The sequence below is a fragment of the Micromonospora sp. WMMD735 genome (assembly GCF_049178995.1).
GTDB classification, from domain to species: Bacteria; Actinomycetota; Actinomycetes; order Mycobacteriales; family Micromonosporaceae; genus Micromonospora; species Micromonospora wenchangensis.
In genome coordinates this window covers 725,883-748,643 of sequence record NZ_JBMHMJ010000002.1, presented here as the reverse complement: position 1 = coordinate 748,643, position 22,761 = coordinate 725,883, and the positions used below count along the sequence as shown (strand labels likewise).

The 22,761-nt window shown below is 74.2% G+C and carries 21 protein-coding genes; 8 read left to right on the top strand and 13 right to left on the bottom strand.

The genetic code is table 11. From position 1 onward, the window contains the following. Nucleotides 1-26: 26 nt before the first annotated feature. A complete protein-coding gene (locus ACN268_RS03275; RefSeq protein ID WP_088646401.1) occupies nucleotides 27-206 on the top strand; it encodes a hypothetical protein in 180 nt (59 codons plus the stop codon). A 41-nt stretch (nucleotides 207-247) separates the two neighbouring features. Here ACN268_RS03275 and ACN268_RS03270 read toward each other — a convergent pair whose 3' ends face one another. Further along, nucleotides 248-568, bottom strand: a complete 321-nt coding sequence (locus ACN268_RS03270; protein WP_421481655.1) for a DMT family transporter — start codon at nucleotides 566-568, stop codon at nucleotides 248-250. Between the two features lie 312 nt (nucleotides 569-880). On the opposite strand from ACN268_RS03270, the gene ACN268_RS03265 reads away from it, so the two are divergent. Then, nucleotides 881-1,894: a hypothetical protein gene (locus ACN268_RS03265; protein ID WP_421481654.1), complete on the top strand. Its 1,014-nt coding sequence runs from the start codon at nucleotides 881-883 to the stop codon at nucleotides 1,892-1,894. Between the two features lie 94 nt (nucleotides 1,895-1,988). Continuing rightward, on the top strand, nucleotides 1,989-2,999 hold the full coding sequence (locus ACN268_RS03260; protein ID WP_421481653.1) for an Acg family FMN-binding oxidoreductase: 1,011 nt from the start codon (nucleotides 1,989-1,991) through the stop codon (nucleotides 2,997-2,999). Between the two features lie 70 nt (nucleotides 3,000-3,069). On the opposite strand, the gene ACN268_RS03255 is transcribed toward ACN268_RS03260, so the two are convergent. Beyond that, nucleotides 3,070-4,215, bottom strand: coding sequence for a fatty acid desaturase family protein (locus tag ACN268_RS03255; protein ID WP_421481652.1), 1,146 nt, complete (start codon nucleotides 4,213-4,215; stop codon nucleotides 3,070-3,072). Between the two features lie 13 nt (nucleotides 4,216-4,228). Further along, nucleotides 4,229-5,320 (bottom strand): ferredoxin reductase, encoded by a 1,092-nt coding sequence (locus tag ACN268_RS03250; protein WP_421481651.1) that lies wholly within the window; start codon nucleotides 5,318-5,320, stop codon nucleotides 4,229-4,231. An 83-nt stretch (nucleotides 5,321-5,403) separates the two neighbouring features. Here ACN268_RS03250 and ACN268_RS03245 point away from each other — a divergent pair, with 83 nt between their 5' ends. The 3 genes from ACN268_RS03245 to ACN268_RS03235 all read left to right on the top strand — a co-directional run bounded on the left by ACN268_RS03245 (nucleotide 5,404) and on the right by ACN268_RS03235 (nucleotide 11,993). After that, the gene (locus ACN268_RS03245) at nucleotides 5,404-6,645 is read left to right on the top strand and encodes a PucR family transcriptional regulator (RefSeq protein ID WP_421481650.1); all 1,242 of its coding nucleotides are present in this window, start codon (nucleotides 5,404-5,406) and stop codon (nucleotides 6,643-6,645) included. A 180-nt stretch (nucleotides 6,646-6,825) separates the two neighbouring features. Further along, entirely contained in the window at nucleotides 6,826-7,185 is a 360-nt protein-coding gene (locus ACN268_RS03240; protein WP_357927004.1) for an effector-associated constant component EACC1, read from the top strand. Continuing rightward, entirely contained in the window at nucleotides 7,182-11,993 is a 4,812-nt protein-coding gene (locus ACN268_RS03235; RefSeq protein ID WP_421481649.1) for a hypothetical protein, read from the top strand. The genes ACN268_RS03240 and ACN268_RS03235 overlap by 4 nt, the downstream gene beginning before the upstream one ends. 25 nt (nucleotides 11,994-12,018) lie before the next feature. Here the strand turns inward: ACN268_RS03235 and ACN268_RS03230 are convergent, their stop codons facing one another. The 6 genes from ACN268_RS03230 to ACN268_RS03205 form a co-directional block, all read right to left on the bottom strand. Next, entirely contained in the window at nucleotides 12,019-12,903 is an 885-nt protein-coding gene (locus ACN268_RS03230; protein ID WP_421481648.1) for a sulfite exporter TauE/SafE family protein, read from the bottom strand. Beyond that, nucleotides 12,900-13,499 carry a rhodanese-like domain-containing protein gene (locus ACN268_RS03225; RefSeq protein WP_421481647.1) on the bottom strand — a complete coding sequence of 200 codons (600 nt, stop codon included), beginning with the start codon at nucleotides 13,497-13,499 and terminating at the stop codon, nucleotides 12,900-12,902. The genes ACN268_RS03230 and ACN268_RS03225 overlap by 4 nt, the downstream gene beginning before the upstream one ends. A 39-nt stretch (nucleotides 13,500-13,538) precedes the next feature. Then, entirely contained in the window at nucleotides 13,539-14,939 is a 1,401-nt protein-coding gene (locus ACN268_RS03220) for a rhodanese-like domain-containing protein (protein ID WP_421481646.1), read from the bottom strand. Nucleotides 14,940-15,065: 126 nt separating this feature from the next. Further along, nucleotides 15,066-15,335 carry a metal-sensitive transcriptional regulator gene (locus ACN268_RS03215; RefSeq protein WP_204926517.1) on the bottom strand — a complete coding sequence of 90 codons (270 nt, stop codon included), beginning with the start codon at nucleotides 15,333-15,335 and terminating at the stop codon, nucleotides 15,066-15,068. A 116-nt stretch (nucleotides 15,336-15,451) separates the two neighbouring features. Beyond that, complete coding sequence (locus ACN268_RS03210) at nucleotides 15,452-15,721, bottom strand: GlsB/YeaQ/YmgE family stress response membrane protein (RefSeq protein WP_421481645.1); 270 nt, start codon at nucleotides 15,719-15,721, stop codon at nucleotides 15,452-15,454. A 102-nt stretch (nucleotides 15,722-15,823) separates the two neighbouring features. Continuing rightward, on the bottom strand, nucleotides 15,824-16,621 hold the full coding sequence (locus ACN268_RS03205; protein ID WP_421481644.1) for a dienelactone hydrolase family protein: 798 nt from the start codon (nucleotides 16,619-16,621) through the stop codon (nucleotides 15,824-15,826). Between the two features lie 196 nt (nucleotides 16,622-16,817). On the opposite strand from ACN268_RS03205, the gene ACN268_RS03200 reads away from it, so the two are divergent. Both ACN268_RS03200 and ACN268_RS03195 read left to right on the top strand, forming a co-directional pair. Further along, a complete protein-coding gene (locus tag ACN268_RS03200; RefSeq protein ID WP_421481643.1) occupies nucleotides 16,818-17,558 on the top strand; it encodes an SDR family oxidoreductase in 741 nt (246 codons plus the stop codon). A gap of 62 nt (nucleotides 17,559-17,620) precedes the next feature. Beyond that, nucleotides 17,621-18,526 (top strand): RNA polymerase sigma-70 factor, encoded by a 906-nt coding sequence (locus tag ACN268_RS03195; RefSeq protein WP_421481642.1) that lies wholly within the window; start codon nucleotides 17,621-17,623, stop codon nucleotides 18,524-18,526. A 225-nt stretch (nucleotides 18,527-18,751) separates the two neighbouring features. On the opposite strand, the gene ACN268_RS03190 is transcribed toward ACN268_RS03195, so the two are convergent. The 4 genes from ACN268_RS03190 to ACN268_RS03175 form a co-directional block, all read right to left on the bottom strand. Further along, nucleotides 18,752-20,317: an MFS transporter gene (locus ACN268_RS03190; protein ID WP_421486795.1), complete on the bottom strand. Its 1,566-nt coding sequence runs from the start codon at nucleotides 20,315-20,317 to the stop codon at nucleotides 18,752-18,754. Between the two features lie 12 nt (nucleotides 20,318-20,329). Beyond that, a complete protein-coding gene (locus ACN268_RS03185) occupies nucleotides 20,330-21,163 on the bottom strand; it encodes a thioesterase II family protein (RefSeq protein WP_421481641.1) in 834 nt (277 codons plus the stop codon). A gap of 14 nt (nucleotides 21,164-21,177) precedes the next feature. Beyond that, entirely contained in the window at nucleotides 21,178-22,275 is a 1,098-nt protein-coding gene (locus ACN268_RS03180; RefSeq protein WP_421481640.1) for a class II histone deacetylase, read from the bottom strand. A 101-nt stretch (nucleotides 22,276-22,376) separates the two neighbouring features. Continuing rightward, a complete protein-coding gene (locus tag ACN268_RS03175) occupies nucleotides 22,377-22,682 on the bottom strand; it encodes a hypothetical protein (protein WP_421481639.1) in 306 nt (101 codons plus the stop codon). Between the last annotated feature and the right edge of the window lie 79 nt (nucleotides 22,683-22,761).

The following is a 22,761-nucleotide window of genomic DNA, read 5'->3' as shown; positions in this document are numbered from 1 at the left end:
CGGTCAGTGAGTCACGGGAGGTGGACATGCGGGCCATGCTCTGGGTCGTCGGTGTCGTCGGCGGCGCGCTCATCCTGCTCGGGCTGCTGCTGGAGGCGGTCCGTTGGCTGGCCATCATCGGCCTCGTCGCGCTGCTGGCGGTGATCGTGCTGGCGTTCGTGCGGGGACGGCAGGTGATGCACCGGCATTCCGCCGGCCGCCGCTAGCGGTCACGCCGCAGCCGGCCACCCCCACCGGGGTGGCCGGCTCAGTGTGCCCCGCCCAGGTTGAGCACGACCACTCCCCCGATGATCAGGCCCACCCCGACCACCTTCGTCAGGCTCAGCGGCTCGCCGAGGAAGACCGCGCCGACGGCGACGATCGCGGCGGTGCCGAGCCCGGACCACATGGCGTACGCCACCCCGACCGGGATGTCCCGGACCGCCAGCGCGAGCATCCCGAAGGCCAGCAGGTAGGCCACGGCCAGACCGAGCGTGGGCCAGAGCCGGGTGAACCCCTGCGTCGCCTTGAGCAGGCTGGTGCCGGCCACCTCGGCGCTGATCGCGATCAGCAGGAACAGGTAGGCCATCGCTCTCCCTCCACCGGTCCCCCGATGATCCCGCACGGGCGGGCCTCCCGCCGCCGTCCCACCCACGGAGCGCCAGGCGCGCCGCGCGACGACGGCGGGATGCCGCGTGGCGTACGGGAAGCCGTGGCGCGGGCCGCCCGGCGTGCGGGCGGTCGCGTTTCGGACAGCGCGTAACCCGGCACCCGGCTCGCCCGTCATACAGGCGTCACCGATACCCGGTCCGCCGGGTCGGCCGCACCGCACGACCCGCCCGCGCCCCGCCCCACCGGCGGGCCGGGGCGCGGCCCCCCACCACGTCCGATCGGAGCCACCATGATCCGTCACCGTTTGCTCGCCGGGGCCGTCGTCGGCCTGCTGACCGCCGTGCCGGGCCTGCCCGGCACCGCCGCCGCCGGACCACCGCGCGGCGACGGCCTGCGCCCGTGCGCGCTGCGTCCGCTGCCCCTGCCCGCCGGGGTGGCCCACGGCCGGGCCACGGCCGTCGATCCGACCGGGCGGTACGTCGCCGGCATCGGCACCCGGATCACCGACGGGGTGTGGGAGCCTGCGCTGCTGCTCTGGCAGGGCTCCCGGGTCACCGCCGTGGACACCGCGCTGGCCGAGGAGGTGGTGGGCGTCAACAGCGCCGGGGTGGTGATCGGCAACGCCTACGTCACCGCGACGCAGCGGCCGTGGCGCTACCAGGGCGGCCGGCTGACCGACCTGCCCGTGCCGGGGAGCGTCTCGGGCGCCTGGGTCACCGGGATCAACGGGCGCGGGGACATCGTGGGGTACGGCGCGGTGGAGGAGACCGAAAGCACGATCCCGTTGCGCTGGCCGGCGGACCGACCGGGCACGGTCGCGACGATCGGCACCCCGCCCGACGGGGCCGCCCTCGCGGTGCTGGACGACGGCACCGTCGTCGGCTCCGCCCGCGCGTCGGCGGGATCGTCGTCCTACGCCGGCTGGGTGCTCCACCCCGACGGGCGGCTCGACCGGCTCACCGTGCCCGGCAGGTCGAACGCCTGGGTGCTCGCGGCCCGGGACGGATGGGCGGCCGGCGTCACCGCCGACGACCCCGACGGACAGCGGCACCCGGTGCGGTGGGAGCTGGCCACCGGGCGGGCCACCGTCGTCGACCCGGCGGTGCAGCCGGTGCAGGACGTCACCGCCGGTGGGGTGGTGCTCGGCCTGCGGGCGGTGTGGCACCCCGACGGGGTGACGCCGCTGCCGGGGGCGGTCGACGGGTTCCCCGGGGTGCAGGCGCAGGCGATCGCCGACACCGGCACGACGGTCGGCTGGACCACCACCGACCGGCTCACCCCGGTGCGCTGGACCGGCTGCTGACGGGCCACCGGCCCGCCCGGTCGGGTCCTGTGGCCCTGTCCGCGACCCGCGAGGCGGCGCAGGGTGGGGGCAGAGCGACCAGGAGGTGTCTGCGATGACCTCGCCGTCCACCCGGCCGGGCCCGGTGCCGACCGTACGCGAACTGACCGCCGCCGCCGAGCTGTCCCGGTACGCGCCGTCGGTGTTCAACACCCAACCGTGGCGCTGGCGGGTCGCCCGGGGACGGTTGACGTTGCACGCCGACCCGACGCGGCAACTGGCCAGCACCGACCCGGACGGGCGGTTGCTCACCCTGAGCTGCGGGGCGGTGTTGCACCACGCCCGGGTGGCGCTGGCCGCCGCGGGCTGGCGGGTCGAGGTCGACCGGCTGCCCGACCCGGCCGACCCGGGACTGCTGGCCCGGTTGCGGGCCACCGGGCCGGGTGGGCTGGACGTGGCCGCCGCCCGGTTGACCGAGGCGATCCCCCGGCGGCGCACCGACCGGCGGGCCTTCGGTGACCGGCCGGTGCCCGACGAGGTGCTGACCGGGTTGCGGGCGGCGGTCGAGGCCGAGGGCGCGCACCTGCACGTGGTCCGGACCGACCAGATGCCGATGCTGGCCGTGTCGACGGGCCGGGCGGCCGACGCCGAGCTGGCCGATCCCGGCTACCGGGGGGAGTTGCACCGGTGGACCCACCGGTCGGTCGGCAGCGGTGACGGGGTGCCGACGAGCACGGCGGTACGGCCGGCGCCGCGCCGGGTGCCGCTGCGCGACTACGCGCCGGGCGACGCCGCCGGGTTGGCCGCCGGCGCCGACTTCGACCGGGGCGCGGCGTACGTGATCCTGTTCGGTGACCGGGACGACCCGGCGGGGTGGTTGCGCGGCGGCGAGGCACTGTCGGCGCTGCTGCTCACCGCGACCGCGGCGGGGCTGTCCACCGCCCCGATCAGCGACACCATCGAGCTGGCCTGGCCGCGCCGGATGATGCGGGAACTGCTCGCCGACGTGGGCGAGCCGTACCTGGTGGTCCGGGTGGGGTGGGGGCCACCGGCGGCGGAGCTGCCGGTGGCGCCGCGCCGCCCGGCGGCCGAGGTGATCGAGGTCGACGGGGACGGGGACGGCTGACCGTCCGACGCCGGCCGGGCGGCGTACCGGCCGGCGTCGGGACCGGGTGAGTACCGGGGACCGGGTGGGCTCAGACGCCGGAGGTGGCGAGCACCCGGGCCGGGGGTTCGTCGGTGGCCGGCGGGGCGGTCTCCCGGTTGGGCAGCGAGAGCCGGATGACCTTCCACCAGGCGGAGGCGACCTGCTTGGGCAGCGGGCCCGTGGTGTAGGCCAGCCCGTACCTGTCGAACAGCGCCCGCACCTGCGGGGCGATCTCCTGGTAGCGCTTGCTGGGCAGATCGGGGAAGAGGTGGTGCTCGATCTGGAAGGACAGGTTGCCGGTCATGATGTGCAGCAGCCGGCTGCCGCTGATGTTGGCCGAGCCGAGCATCTGCCGCAGGTACCACTCACCCCGGGTCTCCCCCTCGATCGAGGTCTTGGAGAACGTCTCCACCCCGCTGGGGAAGTGGCCGCACATGATCACCGAGTGGCTCCACAGGTTGCGGAGCAGGTTCGCGGTGAAGGTGGCGGCCAGGGTGGTGAAGAAGGACGGGCCGGACAGCAGCGGGTGGATGACGTAGTCCTTGAGCACCTGACGGCGGATCTTGCGACCCACGGCGCGCAGCCGGGCCCTGAACTCGGGGGTCTTGTGCCGCCCCTTGCGCAGGTTACGGCCCAGCTCCAGGTCGTACGCGGCGATGCCGTACTCGAAGAAGCAGGCGTTGACGAAGTTCCACAGCGGCTGGCCGAGGTGCATCGGGTGCCACTTCTGGTCCTCGTCGACGCGCATGATGCCGTAGCCGAGGTCGTTGTCCTTGCCCAGCACGTTGGTGTACGTGTGGTGCAGCTGGTTGTGCGAGTGCTTCCACTGGTCGGCCGGGGAGACGTGGTCCCACTCCCAGGTGGTGGAGTGGATCTTCGGGTCGCGCATGAAGTCGTACTGGCCGTGCAGGATGTTGTGGCCGATCTCCATGTTCTCCAGGATCTTGGCCACCGTCAGGCCGGCGGTGCCGACCACCCAGGCCGGCGGGAAGAGCGAGAAGAGCAGCACCGCGCGGCTGCCCATCTCCAGGGTCCGCTGCGTCTTGATCACCTTGCGGATGTAGGCCGCGTCGCTCGCGCCGCGCTCGGCGAGCACCCGGTCCCGGATGGCGTCGAGTTCCTTGCCGAGCGTCTCGATGTCCTCGGCGCTCAGGTGGGCGATCGGGTTGACGGGCTTGTGCTGGATGACGGTCACGTCCGGCCTCCGGTCAGAGATCGATGTCGCAGGAGCCGGCCGCCGCCGACACGCAGGTCTGGATGAGCACGCCGTCACCGGGGACGGCGGTGGTGAGTTCCCCGGTGCGCAGGTCCCGCACCGCGCCCTGGCGCAGCGGCAGGACGCAGCCGTAGCAGATGCCCATCCGGCAGCCGGAGGGCATCAGCGCGCCGGCGGCCTCACCGGCGTCGAGGATCGGGGTGCCGCCGTCGGCGGCGAGGGTCAGGCCGGTCCGGGTGAAGGTGACGGTGCCGCCCTCGCCGGGTGCGATCACCGTCGGCCGGAACCGTTCGGTGTGCAGCCGGTCGGCCACGCCGGCCGCCGTCCAGTGCTGCTGGACGGCGTCGAGCAGGCCGACCGGGCCGCACGCCCAGGTCTCCCGGTCGAGGTGGTCGGGAACCAGGGTGGCCAGCTCGTCGACGCCGAGCAGGCCGTCGCGGTCGGTGTGCCGCTCGACCAGGCGGATGCCGCCCTGCGCGGCCAGTGCACGCAGGTGTGCGCCGAACACGACGTCGTCGGGGGTCGGCGCGGAGTGCACCACGACCACGTCGGCGCGGGTGTGCACGCCGGCGCGGAGCATGCCCATCACCGGGGTGATACCGCTGCCGGCGGTGAGGAACAGCACCCGGGCGGGGACCGGGTCGGGCAGGACGAAGTCACCGATGGCCTGGTCGAGCTGGACGACGGTGCCGACCCGGGTCCGCCGGACCAGGTGGTTGCTGACCCTGCCGTCGGGGATGGCCTTGACGGTGACGCTGATCAGGCGGTCGGGGCGGTCGGGCGCGGAGGTCAGCGAGTAGGCCCGCCACTGGCGTACCCCGTCGACGTCGACGCCGAGGCGGACGTACTGGCCGGGGGTGTGGCCGCGCCAGTCGCGGCCGGGCCGGATGGTGAGGGTCGCCGCGTCCCGGGTCTCGGGTTCGACGGCGACGATCCGCCCGCGTAGGGCGGCCCCGGCGCGCAGCGGCGCGACCAGGTCGAGGTAGTCCTCCGGCAGCAGCGGGGTGGTGACCGTCTCGGCCAGCCGCAGGAGCCGGTCCCGGACGGTGGTCTTCGCCGCAGGGTGCGGGACGGTGGTGGTCATAAACCCAGGGTCCTCGCACTTTCGCATAACATCTTGACCGAGGAAGGTGAATCGGACGCGATAACTTGTTCGAAGGGAACAACATGTCGGAAACGGAGGCGACCAGCCACCTGGGTGGCCGGCTGGAACTCGACGCAGCGGTGGCCGCCCGGTTACGCAGCCGGCTGCCGATGGTCGCCGCGCACACCGTCAGCACCATCACCGCCGAGGTCCCCGCCTACTCCGGCACGCTCACCGGCCAGATGCGCGAGAAGATCGAGAACGCGGTACGGATCGCGTTGGGCACCTTCCTGCAGCTCATCGAGCGGGCCGGCGCGGCGACCGACCCGAGCACCCCGCTGACCCGGGCGTTGGAGGCCGCGTACGCGCTGGGCGCCGGGGAGGCGCGGGTGGGGCGGAGCATGGACGCGCTGCTGGCCGCGTACCGGGTGGGGGCCCGGGTGGCCTGGCGGGAGGTCTCCACCACCACCGTACGCAGCGGGCTGTCCGCCGAGACGGTCGCCGAGTTCGCCGAACTGATGTTCGCCTACATCGACGAGCTCTCCGCCGCCAGCGTCGCCGGCCACTCCGACGAGTTGGCCAACGTCGGTCGGGCCCGGCGGCGCGACCTGGACCGGCTCACCCACCAACTGCTCGCCGGAGAACCGGAGGAGGTGCTGCGGCGCAGCGCCGAACGGGCCGAGTGGCCCCCGCCGCAGACCCTGACCGTGGTGGTGCTGCCCCGCAGCAGCCTGCGCGGGGTGCTCGCCGTGCTCCCGGCGCACACCCTGGAGAGCGGCGAGGAGCCGCCCGGGGCGCAGTGGGCCGAGGAGGGGGCGCTGCTGCTCGTACCGGACATGCACGGTGGGCGGCGGCGGCAGCTCGCCACGGCGCTGCACGGGCAGCACGCGGTGCTCGGCCCGGCCCGGCCCTGGGTCGCGGTGGCCCGGTCGTACGAGCGGGTGCTGAAGGCGCTCGCCCTCGGCGTGGCGTCACCGGCGGACGCCGCCGCGTGGGACACCGAGCAGCACCTGGCCCGGCTGGTGCTGCACACCGACCCGGAGGCGCTGGCCGACCTGCGCGCCCAGGTGCTCGCGCCGCTGGCCACGCTTCCGGCGGCGACCGCCGCGCGACTGGCCGAGACGATGCGTTCCTGGCTGCTGCACCAGGGCCGCCGCGACGACGTCGCCGCCGACCTGTTCGTGCACCCGCAGACGGTCCGGTACCGGATGGGCCGGCTGCGGGAGCTGTACGGCGACCGGCTGAACGAGCCCGGCACCGTGCTCGACCTGACCGTGGCGCTGGCGTTCCCGCCCGCCGGGGACACCGGGTCCGCCGATTCCTGAGCCGGCGCTCCGGCACCGCTGCCCCTCCCCCACATCGGACGGTCCACCGGCCGTGCAATTCCCACCGGACTCGGTCGGGGCGGTGGTCCGACATGGACGGTCGGCGGGACTGTGTCGACAGGACGACAGGAGAGCGTCCGGCGGCTGACACCGCGTGACGGCATGGGCCATGATGACGGCATGCGTCTGATCTTCTCGGTCTCGGACTCCGACGAGTCGCCGGTGCACGACCTTCGCGACGAGCTCGTGGCCGACCCGGAGCTGCGTGACGCCCGGGTCCGGCTGATCCACCGCGCACCCGAGCCGGGCACCCTCGGGGCCGCCGAGGTGCTGGAGTTCGTCGGCCAGGACGTGCTGCTGCCCGTGGTGATCCAGGCGGTGTACGACTGGTTCCAGGCCCGGCGCGGCGCCCGCCGGGGTGGCGACACCACCGTCACGGTCACCCTCACCGACAGCCCGGACGGCACCCGGGAGGTGAAGATCGAGGCCAGCGGCTCGGCCGAGGACGTCATCGCGGTGCTCCAACAGGGTCTGCGGTGACCGCTGCGCACCAACCACGGTTCGACCCGGCCCAGTCCCGTGCCGTCCTGTTGGGGGTCAGCTCCTACGCCCACCTGGGGCTGACCGTCCCCGCCGCCGAGGACAACCTCACCGCCCTGGCCGAGGCGTTCGCCGACCCCGACGTCTGGGGGCTGCCGAAGCGGCGGATCGCCGTGGTGTCCGACCCCACGGCCGACGACCTGGCCGGCTACGTCGAGGACGCGGCCCGACTCGTCGGCCGCGACGGCGTGCTGGTGGTCTACTTCGCCGGGCACGCCGTCCTGGTGGGTCGGTCGCTACGGCTCCTTCCCCACGAGGCTGCGGACACCTCCGGCAAGGAGTTCCCGGTGGAGAGGTTCGTGGAGGCGGCCAGGGGCACCGACGCCCAGCGGTGCCTGTTGATCCTCGACTGCTGCCACGCGGGGAACGCCAGCCTGGTCCTGCCGTCGGAGGCGCTGCACCTCGACGAGGACCGTGGCTGGCAGCTGATGGCGGCCGTCCGCAGCGGACCGGCGCTCGACGCCGGCCCGGACGATCTGCACACCCCGTTCACCTGGGCCCTGCTGGGGGCCCTCAAGCACGGCCGCAGGGACGCGCCCGAGTGGCTGAGCCCGGCGGAGGTGCTGCGGGAGGCCGGGGAACTCCTGGTCGGCGCGGGCTATCCCGCGCCGGCCCGCAGCCCGGTCGAGTTCGACCGGGGCTGGGTGCGTAACCCGGCGTGGAGTCCGCCGCAGCGGCGGGCGGTGCCGTTCCCCCGCCGACCGGGGGGCTCCCCCGGCGACCAGGGCGAACGGGCCGGCTTCGACAGCGCCTGGCCGGCCCGGCAGGTGCCGTTCGCCGGCCGGGTCCCGGAGCTGGCCCGGGGCGCGGCCAGCCTGCGCGTGCCGCAGGGGGCGGTGCTGCCGGTCGTCGGGCCCCGGCACGCCGGCAAGCGGTACTTCGTCGACGAGGTGCTGGCCCGCTTCGCCGAGGAGGCCGGGCGGCTCGACGAGGTGGCGCTGCTGCGGCTGGACATCCCCAACAGCAGCGCGCCCGAGCCGGTGCTCGGGGTGCTCGCCCGGGAACTCGACGTCACCATCGACGACGTCACCGACTACGGCATGGACTACGCCGAGGCGGTCCGGACGACCCTGGCCGAGGAGCTGCAACGGCAGCTGCACCGCCGCCGGCTGATCCTGTTCGTCGAGGGGTCCCGGTTGGGCACCCGCCCGGAGGCGGTCCGGGCACAGCTGGACCGGCTGCTGAAGCTGTCGGCGTTCGACCGGGCGCTGGTCATCGTCGCCACCCGGGCGGAGATCCAGCTCAGTGGCGACGGCCAGTTCCGGTACCTGCCGGTGATCCAGCTACGCGAACTCGACGAGGACGAGGCCACCGCGCTGGTCGACCAGGTGCTCTCCGACCCGCTGTACGGCGGCGGCCTGACCATCACCGGGCTCGCCGAGGGCCGGCTCTGGACGGAGCTGGACGACAAGCTGGTCCGGCTGCCCGGGGTGCTGCACAACGGGGTCGACGAACTCGCCAACGACGTGCTCAACAAGCGGATCGAGCAGCCGGGCGTCGAACACCTCGTCGACGCGCTGCTGCGCCGCTCCGCCGCCACGGTCGGCGCCGGGCTGCGGGACGTGGACTGCTTCGCGCTGTGGACCGGCGTCGACGGCAAGCGGGGCCGGCCCGGCGCGCTGGCCGTGCTGACCGCCTGGGCCATCACCGACGGGCTGTGGCTCTCCACCGAGCTGCTCGAATCGATGGGCTGCGGGCTCACCCCGCAGGCCACCCACCACCTGGTCGAGGCGCGCATCCTCACCCAGCAGGAGCACGACGGCACCCTCTGGCACGACCTGGGCCGGTCGACGCGGCACGCGCTGAGCAACGCGTTGACCGCCACCCTGCGCGGCAGCGGCGGCGACAACGTCTACGGGCGGGCGCTCGTCGACGGTGCCGAACTCACCCCCGACCAGCTCGACGAGCCGGTGGCCGAGGCGATGTTCGCCCTGATCATGGCGATGCTGCGGCAGCGGCAGCGACATCCGGCCAACTCCGACCGGCACGTCATGAAGGGCGTCGACCGGGCGATCGGCTGCCTCGACGAGGCGGTGGTGGCCGGCTACCCCCGGCTGCGGGAGACGTTGACCAAGCTCGCCGCCGCGCACTCCGGCGACGCGGCGTTCAGCCCGGTGCTGCTGGAAGCCCCGGCCGTCGTGGCCATCGACGAGCCGGTCACCGCCTCGACCGACGCCGTCGCGCCGCCGGTCGAGGCGGACGCTCCCGCCGACCGACCGGTCCGGGCCACCGGTTATCCGGTGGTCGCGGGCGCCGCCCGGCTCAACCAGGCGATGCGGGCCACCGGGCAGAGCCAGCGGGTGCGCGAGGCGTTCGTGGCCGCCGCCGACGCCGTGGCGGAGGCGATCGGGCTGGCCGAGCGCGACGCGCTGTCGCACCGGCTGCTGAAGTCGATCGACACCGCGCTGTTCATCGGTGGCCGCCGGCTGCGGGCGGGGACGAGCCTGCTGCCGGCCCGGGAGCGGGCCGCGCCGGTGCTGGCCGACTGCGCCCGGGTGGCCGGCGGCAGCCGCCCGGATCTGATCACCGTGGCGATCTCCTGGCTGCTGAACACCGTCGACCTCCAGCTCACCTCGGGCCGGGTTCCGGCCGCGCGGGACGCGCTCGGCACCGCGTTCGAGCTGTTCGAGCTGATGCCCGAGCCGGTCACCCTGCGGGACCGGTTCGCGGTGTTGCAGATGCGCCACCGGCTGCTGTGCGGCCGCGCCCGGGAGCAACGCACCCTGGCGGAGCGGGTGGCGACGCTGACCGAGGCGACGGCGGCGGTCAGCGAGGGGTTGGCCCTGTCCGGGTCGGACAGCGACCGGGGACTGTGGAGCATGCGGCTGTGCGGGGTGGCGACGCTGCTCGTCGCCGAGCAGCCCACCTTCGCCGACCAGACGGCGACGGGCCGGCGGGTGGTCGAGGAGCTGACGGCGGCCTGGGGTTCGCCGGCCCGCTGGCCGGGCGACACCCGGATGTACGTGTGGCGGCTGCTGCACGCGGTGCACCGGAACGACCCGGACGTGGTCAGCCAACTGGAGGCCGCCCGACGGACGATGGCCCTGGTGCTGACCGACGGCGAGTTCCCACTGTTCCCCGGGATCGAGGCGGAGGTGCACCTGTTCGTCGCGCACTGCCTGCGCCGCGACAACAGGTTCGCCGAGGCGACCACCGAGGCCGAGGTCGCGCTGGAGTGCGCTAAACGGGCCCACGAGGACCGACCGGGCGCCCGGTCGCTGCTGCGGGAACTGCGCATCCAGCGGGAGCTGGGCGGCTGGCGGGCCGAGATCGACGCGTCCCCGCGGGCCGGCGACGGCCCCCGGACCCGGCCCCGGGACCAGCAACTGCTGCGCCGGATCAGGGAGGTGCAGAACTGGCTGGCCGAACAGGAGCACACCACCTGGCACCACGCGGTGCTCGACCTGTGGTGCCACCGGGCCCGGTGGAGCAGCGAGGGTAACCTGCTGGCCGCGGCCACCCCGGAGGGCGTGGAGCGCCTGGAGCGCAGAAAGCGGCTGCGGCCGGAGGATCTCGTCGACATCCGCCGGGTGTACCGGGTCCGCCGGGACAAGCTCGACGGGCACCTGCGCCGGTTCAGCCACTCGATCGAGCTGCTCCAGATGGAGGTGGGGCTGGAGCGGCAGTACCGGCGCTGGCTGGGGGTGGGTGAGAAGCAGCCGGACGAGCAGGGGGTGCACCGGCGTCACGACGTCGACAACAGCGCCGTCTGGGAGCTGATCCGGGCCGCCGAGCAGCGCTGGCCGGACCATCCGGGGGTGCTGGAGGTCCGGGCGGAGTTCCACCGCTACATCTGGGAGTACCGGCAGGCGATCGAGACGTACCGGCGGCTGATCGTGACCGCGTCGGACGGTCGGGGACGGTTGCGGTACGGGCTGGCCATGGTCGAGGCCATCGTCGGGTACGCCCACTTCGGCTGGCCGCGCAACGATCCCGACCCACGCCCGCTGCTGCTGGAGGCGGGCGAACTGCTCGCCGCCGAGGAGCGGGAGGGTCCGCTGCTGGAGCAGTTGGTGATCCTGCGGACCCGGGTGGACCTGGAGCTGAACCGGGAGATCGCCTGGAGCGACGTCGAGAACGTCGCCACCGAGATCATGAGCAACGGTGGCTACACCGAGGGTGTCGCGCGGATGCTCAACCGGCGGCGCAGCGGCGATGCCGTGGTCACCAGCCTGGCCGACCGGGGGGTGTGGCGGATCGCCGAGGGCAGCGAGTTCGCCGACCAGCTCAACCGGGTCTTCCACCCCACACCCCGGGTGCGTCCGCCGGCCGACCGGGAGGTCACCGACGAGTCCCACTCGACGATCGCCGACCTCCTCCGGGAGAACTTCACCGAGGTGCAGCTCCTGCGCGGCCTCGGCGCGGTCTACCTGCGGATGGCGGAGCTGCGCCGGGACCCCGAGAAGGCGGTGAAGGCGTTCCACTTCTTCGACGGGTGCCGGGTGTTCCAGCAGGTCCACCTGGCCGGCCGGGTCACTCCGGTCACCATGTTCCTGATGGCCCGGGCGATCCTGATGGCCGCCGAGCTGACCTCCTCGGCCGATCCGATCGCCGAGCCGTGCCCGCGGGAGGGCCACAGCTGGCTGGAGTACGCCGAACGGCTGCTCCAGTCGAGCAAGGACCAGTCGGTCGGCGAGTTCGGCAAGCAGTGCAGCCACTTCCACAAGGAGGCCGGCAAACTGCTGCGTACCATCCAGGCACGGCAGGGCATGGAGAAGATGGCGAACCTGCGCCGCCGCCCCCGGTGACCGCGCCGGAGGCCCGGCCGGGCGGTCAGTCGGCGGGGCGGGTCGCTGTCCGACCGACGCCGGCCGGGGAACGTCGGGCGCAGGTCAGCGCGGCGAGCGCCGCGCCGGCCGCGAGGCCGGCCAGGCCGGTCCACAGCGCCGGGTCGGCCCGAACCCCGCCGGGGAGTTGCTGGACCAGCACGAAAGCGCCCATGACCAGGACGAACCAGCCGAACGACAGGCGCAGGGCCTCGGCCGGCACCCGGCTGGTGAGCCGCCCGCCGAGCAGGCTGCCGAGCACGGCGGCGGCGGTGACGGCGAGCGCCAGCGGCCAGTGGATGTCGACGGTCCAGAGATAGCCGGCGAGACCCGCGAACGACTTCATCGCGATCACCACCAGCGAGGTGCCGATGGCGACCGGCACCGGCAGGCCGCCCAGCAGCGCCAGCGCGGGCACCACCAGGAACCCGCCGCCGGCCCCGACGAGGCCGGTGACCAGCCCGACCACCGCCCCGTCGGCGAGCACCCGGGCCAGGGGCAGTTCGGGCGGCCCGCCGCCCCCGGCGACCCGTCGACCCCGGATCATGGCGGCGGCGGTGGCCAGCATCATCACCGCGAATCCGGTTAGCAGGAGCGTCGGCGGAAGGTGGCCGGCCAGCCGCCCGCCGACGTACGCCCCGGCCATGCCGGCGAGCCCGAAGACCAGCCCGGTACGCCAGCGGACCCGGTGCGCCCGGGCGTGCGGCAGTACCCCGACGAGGCTGGTGACGCCGACGACGAGCAGCGAGGTGGCGATGGCCTCCCGGGCCGGCAGGTCGGCGACGTAGACCAGCAGCGGCACGGCCAGGAGGGAACCGCCGCCGCCGAGCAGGCCGAGGCTGACGCCGATCAGCACGGCCAGCCCGACCGTCAACGGCAGGGTGGCGCTCACCCCTGCCGTCCGGTGCCACCGCGCAGTTGGGCGACGACACCGTCCAGGTCGCATCCGGCACCCCGATTGTAGGGCAGCCGGCCCAGCAGCATGCCCATGGCACAGGTGTCGGTGAGGGCGGCGACGGTGAGCCCGCCCCCGATCAGCGCGGCTACCCACTTCAGCCCCGGCACCAGCACCGAGCCGAGGATGCTGGCCAGCACGATCGACCCGGCGACCAGGCGTACCTGGCGTTCCAGGTCCCAGCGGGGGGTGCCCCGCCGTACGGGTGCCGACGTCTTTTCCCAGGCGAGCATGCCGCCGTCGAGGACCCGCAGGTGGGGCAGGCCGGCGGCGGCGAGCGCCCGACCGGCCTGGCCGGCCCGCGCGCCGGAGCGGCAGATCAGCACCACCTCCTCGTCGAGGTGCCGCCGCAGTTCGTCGCGGTGTTCGCGGAGCAGGTCGAGCGGGACGTTGTAGGCGCCGGGGATGTGCGCGGTCGCGAACTCGGCCGGGGTGCGGACGTCCAGCAGGCGGGGTGCCCGGCCGGAGTCGACCAGGGCACGTAGGGTGCCGGCGTCGACGGTGGCCTCGCGGGTGGGGTCGGTACGGTCCATCTCTCCTCGTTTCGGGTCCGCCGCAGCGGGGGTGTGGGGTCAGGCGGATGTGGTGAGGGTGAGGCCGGCGGGCGCGGCCCGGTCGAACCGGTCGTCGACGACGACCACCGTCCGGCCGGCGTTGGCCAGCAGGGACGCGGCGGCGCTGGCCCGGTAGCCGGAGCCGCAGTGCACCCAGATCGTCCCGGCGGGGACGTCGGCGAGCCGGGCCGGCAGGTCGGGCAGGGGGACGTGGACGGCGTCGGTGAGGTGCCCGGCCGTCCACTCGTTGGTCATCCGCACGTCGAGGACGACCTGCGGGGCGGGCAGTCCGGCGGGTGGGTTCCCGGCACGGGCGGCGGCCAGGGCCGCGAAGTCGGCGGTGGGCTGCTCGCGGAGCTGGCCGGGGTCGGCGGCCCACCGTTCGGGGCCGCCGGTGGCCTGGGCGGCGGGCCGGTCGATGCCGATGCGGGCCAGTTCCCGCTGGGCGTCGGCGATCTGTTCCGGGGTCTCGGCGAGCAGGGTGAGCGGGGTGCCCCAGTCGATCAGCCAGCCGAGCCAGGTGGACATCGGCCCGTCGAGGCCGAGGCTGACCGTGCCGGCGAGGTGCGCGGCGGCGTACGCCTTACGGTGGCGCAGGTCGACCACCCACTGCCCGGCGGCGATCCGGTCGCGCAGTTGCCCGGCGTCGGCGCGGGTGGCCGGGGTGAGGTCGATCGGCGGCGGGCCGGCGGCGTTGGCGGCTCCCATGTGCGCGTAGTACGCGGGGTGGGCGTCCAGGCCGGCGAGGATGTCGGTGACGAAGTCGTCGGCGGCGAGCCGGAGCACCGGGTTGACCTGCCGCTCCCGGCCGATGGTGGAGTCGGGGGCGTCGGCCTGGGTGGCGGAGCAGAAGCTGCCGAAGCCGTGGGTGGGCCAGATCTGGGTGCCGTCGGGCAGCAGGTCGGCCAGCCTCCGGGCGGAGGCGTGCTGGTGGTGGGCGAGTTCGTGGGCGTGCTGCTGGCCGAGCAGGTCGGTGCGGCCGGTGGTGCCGAAGAGCAGGGAGCCGCCGGTGAACACACCGACCGGCTGCCAGCCGCCGTCGGTTGCGGTGTCCAGGACGTAGGACAGGTGGTGGAAGGTGTGGCCGGGGGTGGCGACCACCCGCAGCCGCAGCGTGTCCGACACGGGCACCTCGTCGCCGTCGTCGACCGGGGTGCGGGGGAAACCGACCTGGTCGGCGGCGGCCACCAGGTATTCGGCCCCGGTGAGCCGGGCGAGTTCCCGGCCGCCGGAGACGTAGTCGTTGTGCAGGTGGGTCTCCACCACGTGGGTGATCCGGACGTCGCGCCGGCCGGCCAGGCGCAGGATGCGGTCGACGTCGCGCTGCGGGTCGACCACGACCGCCACCCGGCCGTCGGAGGCCAGGTAGCTGCGGTCGCCGAGGGAGGACGTGCTGAGCACCGATACCTCGACATTCATGACAAACCTCTCTTTTCGCTGATACCCCGGGGGGTATGTAACGGACAGACCGGTGTTCGTGTCCCGGGGTACGGAGTACCCGCCCGGAGCGCGCTCAGGCGGGCCGGGCGGGGTGCCGTTCGCGGGTCAGGCCAGCGCCAGGAAGAGCTTCTCCAGCTCGGCCTCGGTCATCTCGGGAGTCTCACCGCGCCCACGCGCCGCGTCGCAGTGCCGCATCCCGGAGGCGATGATCTTGAAACCGGCCCGGTCGATGGCCTTGGAGACCGCGGCGAGCTGGGTCAACGCCTCCCGGCAGTCCTCGCCGTTCTCCATCATCTCGATCACGGCGTTGAGCTGACCCCGGGCCCGCTTGAGCCGGGTCAGCGCGTCGCCGGTCATCTCCGGTCGCAGTTTCACGGTGCACCTCCTGCCACCAACATACCCCCAGGGGTACCTGACCCGCCACCCGCCCCCGTAAACGGCCGCGTCGGCCCGCCCCGGGGAGAGGGCGGGCCGACGCGAGGGGGTGCGGGTCAGTGCCGACGTCGGCCGTACGTGCCGGCGAGGAGGGCGACGCCGACGGCCGCGAACCCCACCTGGAGGAACAGCTCGATCCAGTCGATACCCCGGGTGTCGTCCACCCCGAGCGCGCCGGCGAGCAGGGTGCCGAGGACCGCGGCCACCACGCCGATGGCCAGGGTGAGCAGGATCGAGATCTTCTGCTTCCCGGGCACCACGAGGCGACCCAGGGCACCGATGATCAGACCGATGATGATGGCGGTGAAGAAGCCCTGTACTTCCACGTGTGTCGTCCCTCCACGAGTCGCTGTCGATCTGGACTCTGCCCCGGGTGGGCGGGCGGTGAAACCACGGCGGAACGCTGCGGGCCAAATGTCACGCGACTGTCATGCGCTCGCGTGGGGACCGTCATCCGCCCCGCCGCGTCCGGCTCGGCGCAGGGTCCGCTCCAACAGGTCGAACAGCGCCGCCCAGTGCCGCTCGGTGGCCGCCTCGTCGTACATGGCGGTGTCGGCCATCGTGAAGCCGTGCGGGGCCCCGGCGTACACCTCGGAGCGGTAGGTGACCCCGGCGGCGTCGAGTGCCCCCTCCAACGTCGCGATGTGGTCGGCGGTCATCGAGTCGTCCCGGTCGGCGTGGGCGAAGTACAGCTCACCGGTGACCGCGCCGACGCCCCGGTGCGGGCTGTCCGGCTCGTCGGTGACGACCCGGCCGGCGTGGAAGCTGGCCAGCGCCGCGATCCGGTCCGGGTGTGCCTCGATCGCGCGCAGCGCGTTGGTGCCGCCCATGCAGTACCCCACGATCGCCACCGGCCCGGCCGCGACGTCGTCGCGGCCGGCGAGGAAGTCCAGGTAGGCCCCGGCGTCCCGGGCCACCAGCTCCGGGGTGAGCGCGGTGATCAGCGGCACGATCCGGCCGAACAGCTCGCCGCGCCGCTGCGGGTCGGCCAGGTCGGCGAGGTCGACGCGCGGCATCGGGCCGGTGCGGTGGAACAGGTTCGGCACCAGCACCAGGTAACCCTGCGCGGCGATCCGCTCGGCCATCTCGGCGAGCCGGGGACGCAGCCCGAAGGCGTCCATGAAGAACAGCACCGCCGGGAACGGCCCGTCCCCGTCCGGCCGGGCCAGGTACGCATCCGCCGCGCCGTCGCTGGTCGGAACCTCCACCGTCGTCGTGCCCGCCATGGTGTCTCCTCACCCGGGTGCCGGCGCACCCACCGCGGGAACGCTACCCGCTGCCGCAGCCGCCGGCGGACCGTGGCCGGCCGCCCCCGGCCGCCGACGGGCCGGGACGACGCCTGTCACGGATCGCGGGTCCCGTCGGTCGTTGGGAGTGCAGGGCGGTGTGCACCGCCAGGGACGGACAGGGAGTGGATCGACCATGAAGATCGTCGTCATCGGGGGCAGCGGACTGATCGGCAGCAGGCTGGTGACCGTGCTCGGGCGACAGGGCCACGACGCGGTGGCCGCCTCGCCGCGGACCGGGGTCGACACGCTCACCGGCACCGGGGTGGCCGAGGCGCTCGACGGCGCCGACGTGGTGGTGGACGTGTCGAACTCGCCGTCGTTCGAGGCGGACGCGGTGCTGGCGTTCTTCGAGACGTCCACCCGTACCCTGCTGGCGGCGGAGGCGAAGGCCGGCGTACGGCACCACGTGGCACTGTCGATCGTCGGCGCCGACCGCATCCCCGACAGCGGGTACATGCGCGCCAAGGTGGCGCAGGAGGCGTTGATCGCCGCGGCGGACGTGCCGTGGACGGTGCTGCGGGCCACCCAGTTCTTCGAGTTCGTGCCGGCCATCGTCGAGTCGTCCGTGGTGGGCGACGAGGTGCGGCTGCCGTCGGCACTGATCCAACCGGTCGCCGCCGACGACGTGGTGACGGTGTTGGCCGAGATCGCCGTCGGCACGCCGGCCGACGGGATCGTGGACCTGGCCGGGCCCGAGCGGTTCCGGCTGGACGAGTTGGGTCGCGCGACGCTGGCCGCCGCCGGTGACCCCCGGCCCGTGGTCAGCGACCCGCAGGGACGCTACTTCGGGGCGCTGCTGGCCGAGCAGGCGCTGGTCCCGCTCGGCGACGCCCGCACCGGCGGCACCCGGCTGGCGCAGTGGCGCGGACGCTGACCCGACGCGCGGGCCCGGCGGGTGACGTCGGGCCCGCGCGGCGCACCGCCTACGGTAGGCGCATGACGACCGGGTCCGGGGCCACCGCCGACGCGCCGCCGGCCGTCGCACCCGCCGACCTGGCCGCGTTCCTCGACGTGCGGCCACGGCTGTTCGGGCTCGCCTACCGGATGCTGGGCAGCGTCGTCGAGGCCGAGGACGTGGTGCAGGAGGCGTGGCTGCGCTGGCAGCGCACCGACCGCAGCGGGGTGCGCAACCCGGCGGCCTTCCTCACCACCACGACCACCCGGCTGGCGGTGAACGCGGCCACCTCGGCGCGGGCCACCCGGGAGACGTACGTGGGGCCGTGGCTGCCCGAGCCGGTCGACACCCGCGCCGATCCGACCCTCGGCGCGGAACGGGCGGCGGCGCTGGACGTCGCGGTCCTGCTGCTGCTGGAGCGGCTGACCCCCGCCGAGCGGGCCGCGTACGTGCTGCGGGAGGCGTTCGACTACCCGTACCGGGAGATCGCCGGGGTGCTCGGCACGTCGGAGCCGAACGCGCGGCAGTTGGCCGGCCGGGCCCGGCGGCACCTCGCCGTCGAGGGTGCCACACCGGTCGCGCCGCAGCAGCGTCGGCGGCTGGCGCAGGCGTTCCTCGACGCGGCCCGCGACGGCGACCTGGCGACGCTTGAGCGGCTGCTCACCGCCGACGTGGTGGCCCGCTCCGACGGCGGCGGCCGGGTGCACGCGGCCCGCCGGGACGTGTGCGGGCCGGCCCGGGTGACGAACTTCCTGGACAACGTGCGGCGCAAGTACTGGCGGGCGACGACCGTCGAGCTGGTCGAGGTCAACGGCGGTCCGGGGGTGCTGGTCGCCGCCGACCGGCCGGTCACGCTGATCACGCTGGACACCTCGGCCCGGGGCATCGAACGGCTGCTGCTGGTGGTCAACCCGGACAAGCTCGGTCGGTTGCCGGTCCGGCGCTGACCGGCGAGCTACCCCACCGTCACCGGCACCTCCGGGTCGGCGACCCCACCCGGCCGGTCGAGGATCGACCCGGCGTCCCGGACCGGTGCTGTCCCGGGTGCGCGCGACGGGCCGCCGGAGGGCGTTCTCCCGGCTGTCGGGGAGCGTCCGGTCACGACGGCGGGGGCGGGCCGACGGACACCTGGTCCGTCGGCCCGCCCCCGGTGGTGTCGGGACGAACGCGGGTCAGGACGCCGACCGCGCCGGTACGGTGTCGTCCACCGGGGCGTCGTGCGGCGCGGCCGGCCGGACGCGGACCATGGTCAGCACCGCCACGGCGAGCAGGACGGTGATCACGGTGCTGATCGCGCCGATCACGTTCAGCCCGCCGGTGAACGCCTCCCGGGCGGAGGCCAGCAGCGTCGCGCCGACCTCCCCGGGCAGCCGCTCGGCGGCGGCGACGGCGGTGGCCAGCGTGTCCCCCGCGGCGGTGCCCTCGGGGACGGTGACCTGGCTGCGGTAGACGATCGCGCCGATGCTGCCCAGGATGGCGACGCCGAGCGCCATGCCCAGTTCGGTGCTGGTCTCCGAGACGGCCGAGGCGGAGCCGGCCTGCTCGGGCGGCGCCGACCCGACGACGATGTCGGTGCCGAGGGCGATCAGTGGCCCGCCCCCGGCGTAGACGAGGAGGAAGCCGACCACCAGCTGGGTCAGCCCGCCCTCGCTGCCGACCAGGGCCAGGCTCAGGTGCCCGACCGCCGAGACGGCCAGGCCGGCGGCCACCACGTGCGCCGGGGCGAAGCGCCCGGCCAGCACCGGGGAGAGCATCGAGGTGACGATCAGCGCGATCGCCGCCGGCAGCAGCCAGAGCCCGGCCCGCAGCGGGGAGAGCCCCACCACGAGCTGGAGGTACTGCGTGACGAACAGGTACGTCCCGCCGGCGATCAGCATGCTGAACAGCATCGCCACCAGGGCGGTGGTCAGCGCGCGGTTGCGGAACAGCCGCAGGTCGACCAGCGGGCTGGTGAGGCCCCGTTGCCGGCGGACGAAGAACACGCCGACGGCCAGGCCGGCGACGATCGCGAGCACCGGCAGCAGGCCCGGGTCGTCCTTGGCCAGCTCCTTGAGGCCGTAGATGACCGGCAGGATGGTGGCCAGGGACAGCGCCACGCTGGTCAGGTCGAGCCGGCCGGCGTCGGCGTCCCGGTACTCGGGCAGCAGGCGCGGGCCGGCCAGCAGCAGCACCGCCATGATCGGCACGTTCAGCAGGAAGACCGAGCCCCACCAGAAGTACTCCAGCAACGCGCCGCCGACCACCGGGCCGAGCGCGATGCCGACGGAGAACATGGTGACCCAGACGGCGATCGCGATCCCCCGCTGCTTCGCGTCCTGGAACATGTTGCTGATCAGCGCCAGGGTGGACGGCATCAGGGTGGCGCCGGCGATGCCGAGCGCGGCGCGTGCGGCGATCAGCATGGCGGCGCTGTCGGCGTACGCGGCGATCACCGAGGCGACGCCGAACGCGGCGGCGCCGATCAGCAGCAGCCGCCGCCGGCCGATGCGGTCGCCCAGCGTGCCCATGGTCACCAGCAGGCCGGCGATCATGAAGCCGTAGATGTCGATGATCCACAGCATCTGTGGCGCGCTGGGCAGCAGGCTCTCGCTGATGTGCGGCACCGCGAGGTGCAGGACGCTCATGTCGATGGAGAGCAGCAGCGTCGGTAGTGCCAGCACTGCCAGGCCCAGCCACTCCCGGGTGCTCGCCCGGTGCTGCGGTTCGCTCGTGGTGCCCAAGGTGGTTCCTCTCTGGATGGTGCGGAGTGGTCAGTGCGAGAGCATCGCACTGGGGTGCGACATTTCCTGATGTTGCGCCATATGGGGGAAACAGAGACGTAAGAGATGTTCCGCGATGGTCGCCGCGGTGTCCGGGTCGTACAGGTAGAAGTGGCCGCCGGTGAACATCAGGCGGGAGAAGGCCCCCGTCGTCTCCAGCGACCACAGGTGCAGCCGGTCGGCGACGACGACCGGGTCGTCCACCGCGCCCAGCGACAGGATCGGCACCGCCACCCCCGTCGGCGGCCGGCGGTAGGTCTCCATGGCTTCGAGATCGGCCCGGATCGCGGCCAGCGCGGGGCGCACCAGGTCCCCCCGGTGCAGCAGCTCGGGGCCGATCCCGCCGATCTCCACCAGGTGTTCCAGCAGTTCGTCGTCCGTCCGGCGGTGCGCGAACGGCGGCTCGCTGGGAAAGCACGGTGGTTGGCGGGCCGACACCGTGAGCAGCCGGGGCGGCCGACCGAGCCGTTCCATCGCCCGGGTCAGTTCGTAGCCCAGCACACTGCCGAAGCTGTGCCCGACGACCGCGTACGGCAGCGGTGGCAGCTCCGCGACGGCGCGGCTGAGGCCGTCGACGAGCGGTGCCACCCGGCGCAGCGGCGGCTCCCCGGCCCGCAGCCCCCGGCCGGGCAACTGGGCGACCAGCAGCTCGACCCCCGCCGGCAGCACCGGCCGCCAGGTGCGGAACGCCGACGGCCAGCCGCCGGCGTGCGGCAACGCGATCAGTCGCGCCCACGGCCCGCCGCGGGCCGGGCGGGCGGAGTGGGACCCGCCCTCGACCGGGTGCCGCAGGCCCGCGCCCACCCGCATCAACCAGCCGTTCATCGGCTCCGCCCTCCTCATGCCAGCATCGGGTGGTGGGCCTCGAGGTGCTCGACCACGCGGCTCTGCTGCGGTCGCAGCCGTTGCCCGGGCAGGTGCTCCAACGAGTGCAGGAAGGGATCGGGCGGGGGTGGCAGGCCGGCGATCGCCGACGCGATGGCCAACACCAGCGTCGGCTGGTACCAGGCCGAGTAGCCGCCCTCGTGGACGAAGACGATCCGCCCGCCGGTGAGTTCGTCGGCCAGCGCGCACATCGTCAGGGTCATCGCGTGGAAGGTCCGGCTGGTGCACATCATCCGACCCATCGGGTCGTGGCCGCTCGCGTCGACACCGGCCGCGACCAGGACCAGCTCCGGACGGAAGGCGCGCGCCGCCGGCACGACCAGCCGGGACAGCGCCGCCAGGTACGCCTCGTGCCCCGAACCGGCGGGCAACGGCACGTTGAGGGTGCGGCCCGCACCGGCACCCGTGCCCGTCTCGGTGACCAGCCCCGACGCGGGTGGGAACAGCCCCTCCTGGTGGATCGAGACGTAGAGCACGTCCGGGTCGGCGTAGAAGGTGCGCTGGATGCCGTTGCCGTGGTGCACGTCCCAGTCGAGCACCAGCACCCGGCGTGCCCCGTGCCGCTGCGCCGCCCGTGCGGCGACCGCCACGTTGTTGTAGAGGCACAGCGCCATCGCCCGGTCCGGCTCGGCGTGGTGCCCGGGCGGCCGGACCAGGCAGTACGCCCGGTCGAAGCGCCCGTCGAGCACGGCGGTGGCCGCCTGCGCGCCGGCCCCCGCCGCCACCCGGGCGGCCTGGGCACTGTGGTGGTTGACGTACGCGTACACCCCGGCGTCGCCCGCGCCGAGCGCGGAGGCCGCCTCGACCCGGGCGAGGTGTTCCGGCACGTGCACCAGCAGCAGGTCGTCGTCGGTGGCCGGCTCGGGGGTGACCGGGGTGTAGTGGTCCAGCACCCCGGCCAGCCGGACCAGTCCCTCGGCCCGGCGCAGGTCCGGGTCGACGGCGTGCTGGCGCAGGGGTTCGATGCCCGGACCGACGGGCAGGTAGCCCGATCCCGGTCCGGGGTCGTGCCAGAAGCAGATCTCGTGGCTGTACCAGGCGAGCTTCGACATGGGCGACGTCCTCGGCGCTCGACATCGGGCAGGGACGGGTGGCCGGGGTGCGCCACCGACGGGACCGGGTCGGTGGCGCACCCCGGACCGGACGCCGCCGGTCAGGCGGCGACGGTGGCCGGCACCCGGGTCACCCCGGACACCTCGGCGATGTACCGGTGGTAGTGCTCCCGCTCCTCGGCGGGGGTGAGCTTGGCCCGGAACGTGGCGTCCAGCCAGCCCAGCACCTGCTCGGCCTCGGCCCGGGTGAGGGCCCGGTCGCCGAGTTCCTTCTCGAACTCCCGGATCCGGGCGGTCGGCGTCAGCACCCCCTCGGCGTAGCCGGTCTCGTCGGTGCTGTGGTTGCGGGTGCAGGCGACGGCCTTCAGAACGGCACCGAAGAAGGCCCTGCTGTCGATGTCACTCACTGCGTTCTCCTCTCGACGGGGTTCCTTCGCCGGCCGCCCGGTCGGGCGGTCGGCAACACGGTTGGTCTCGGTCGGGGCG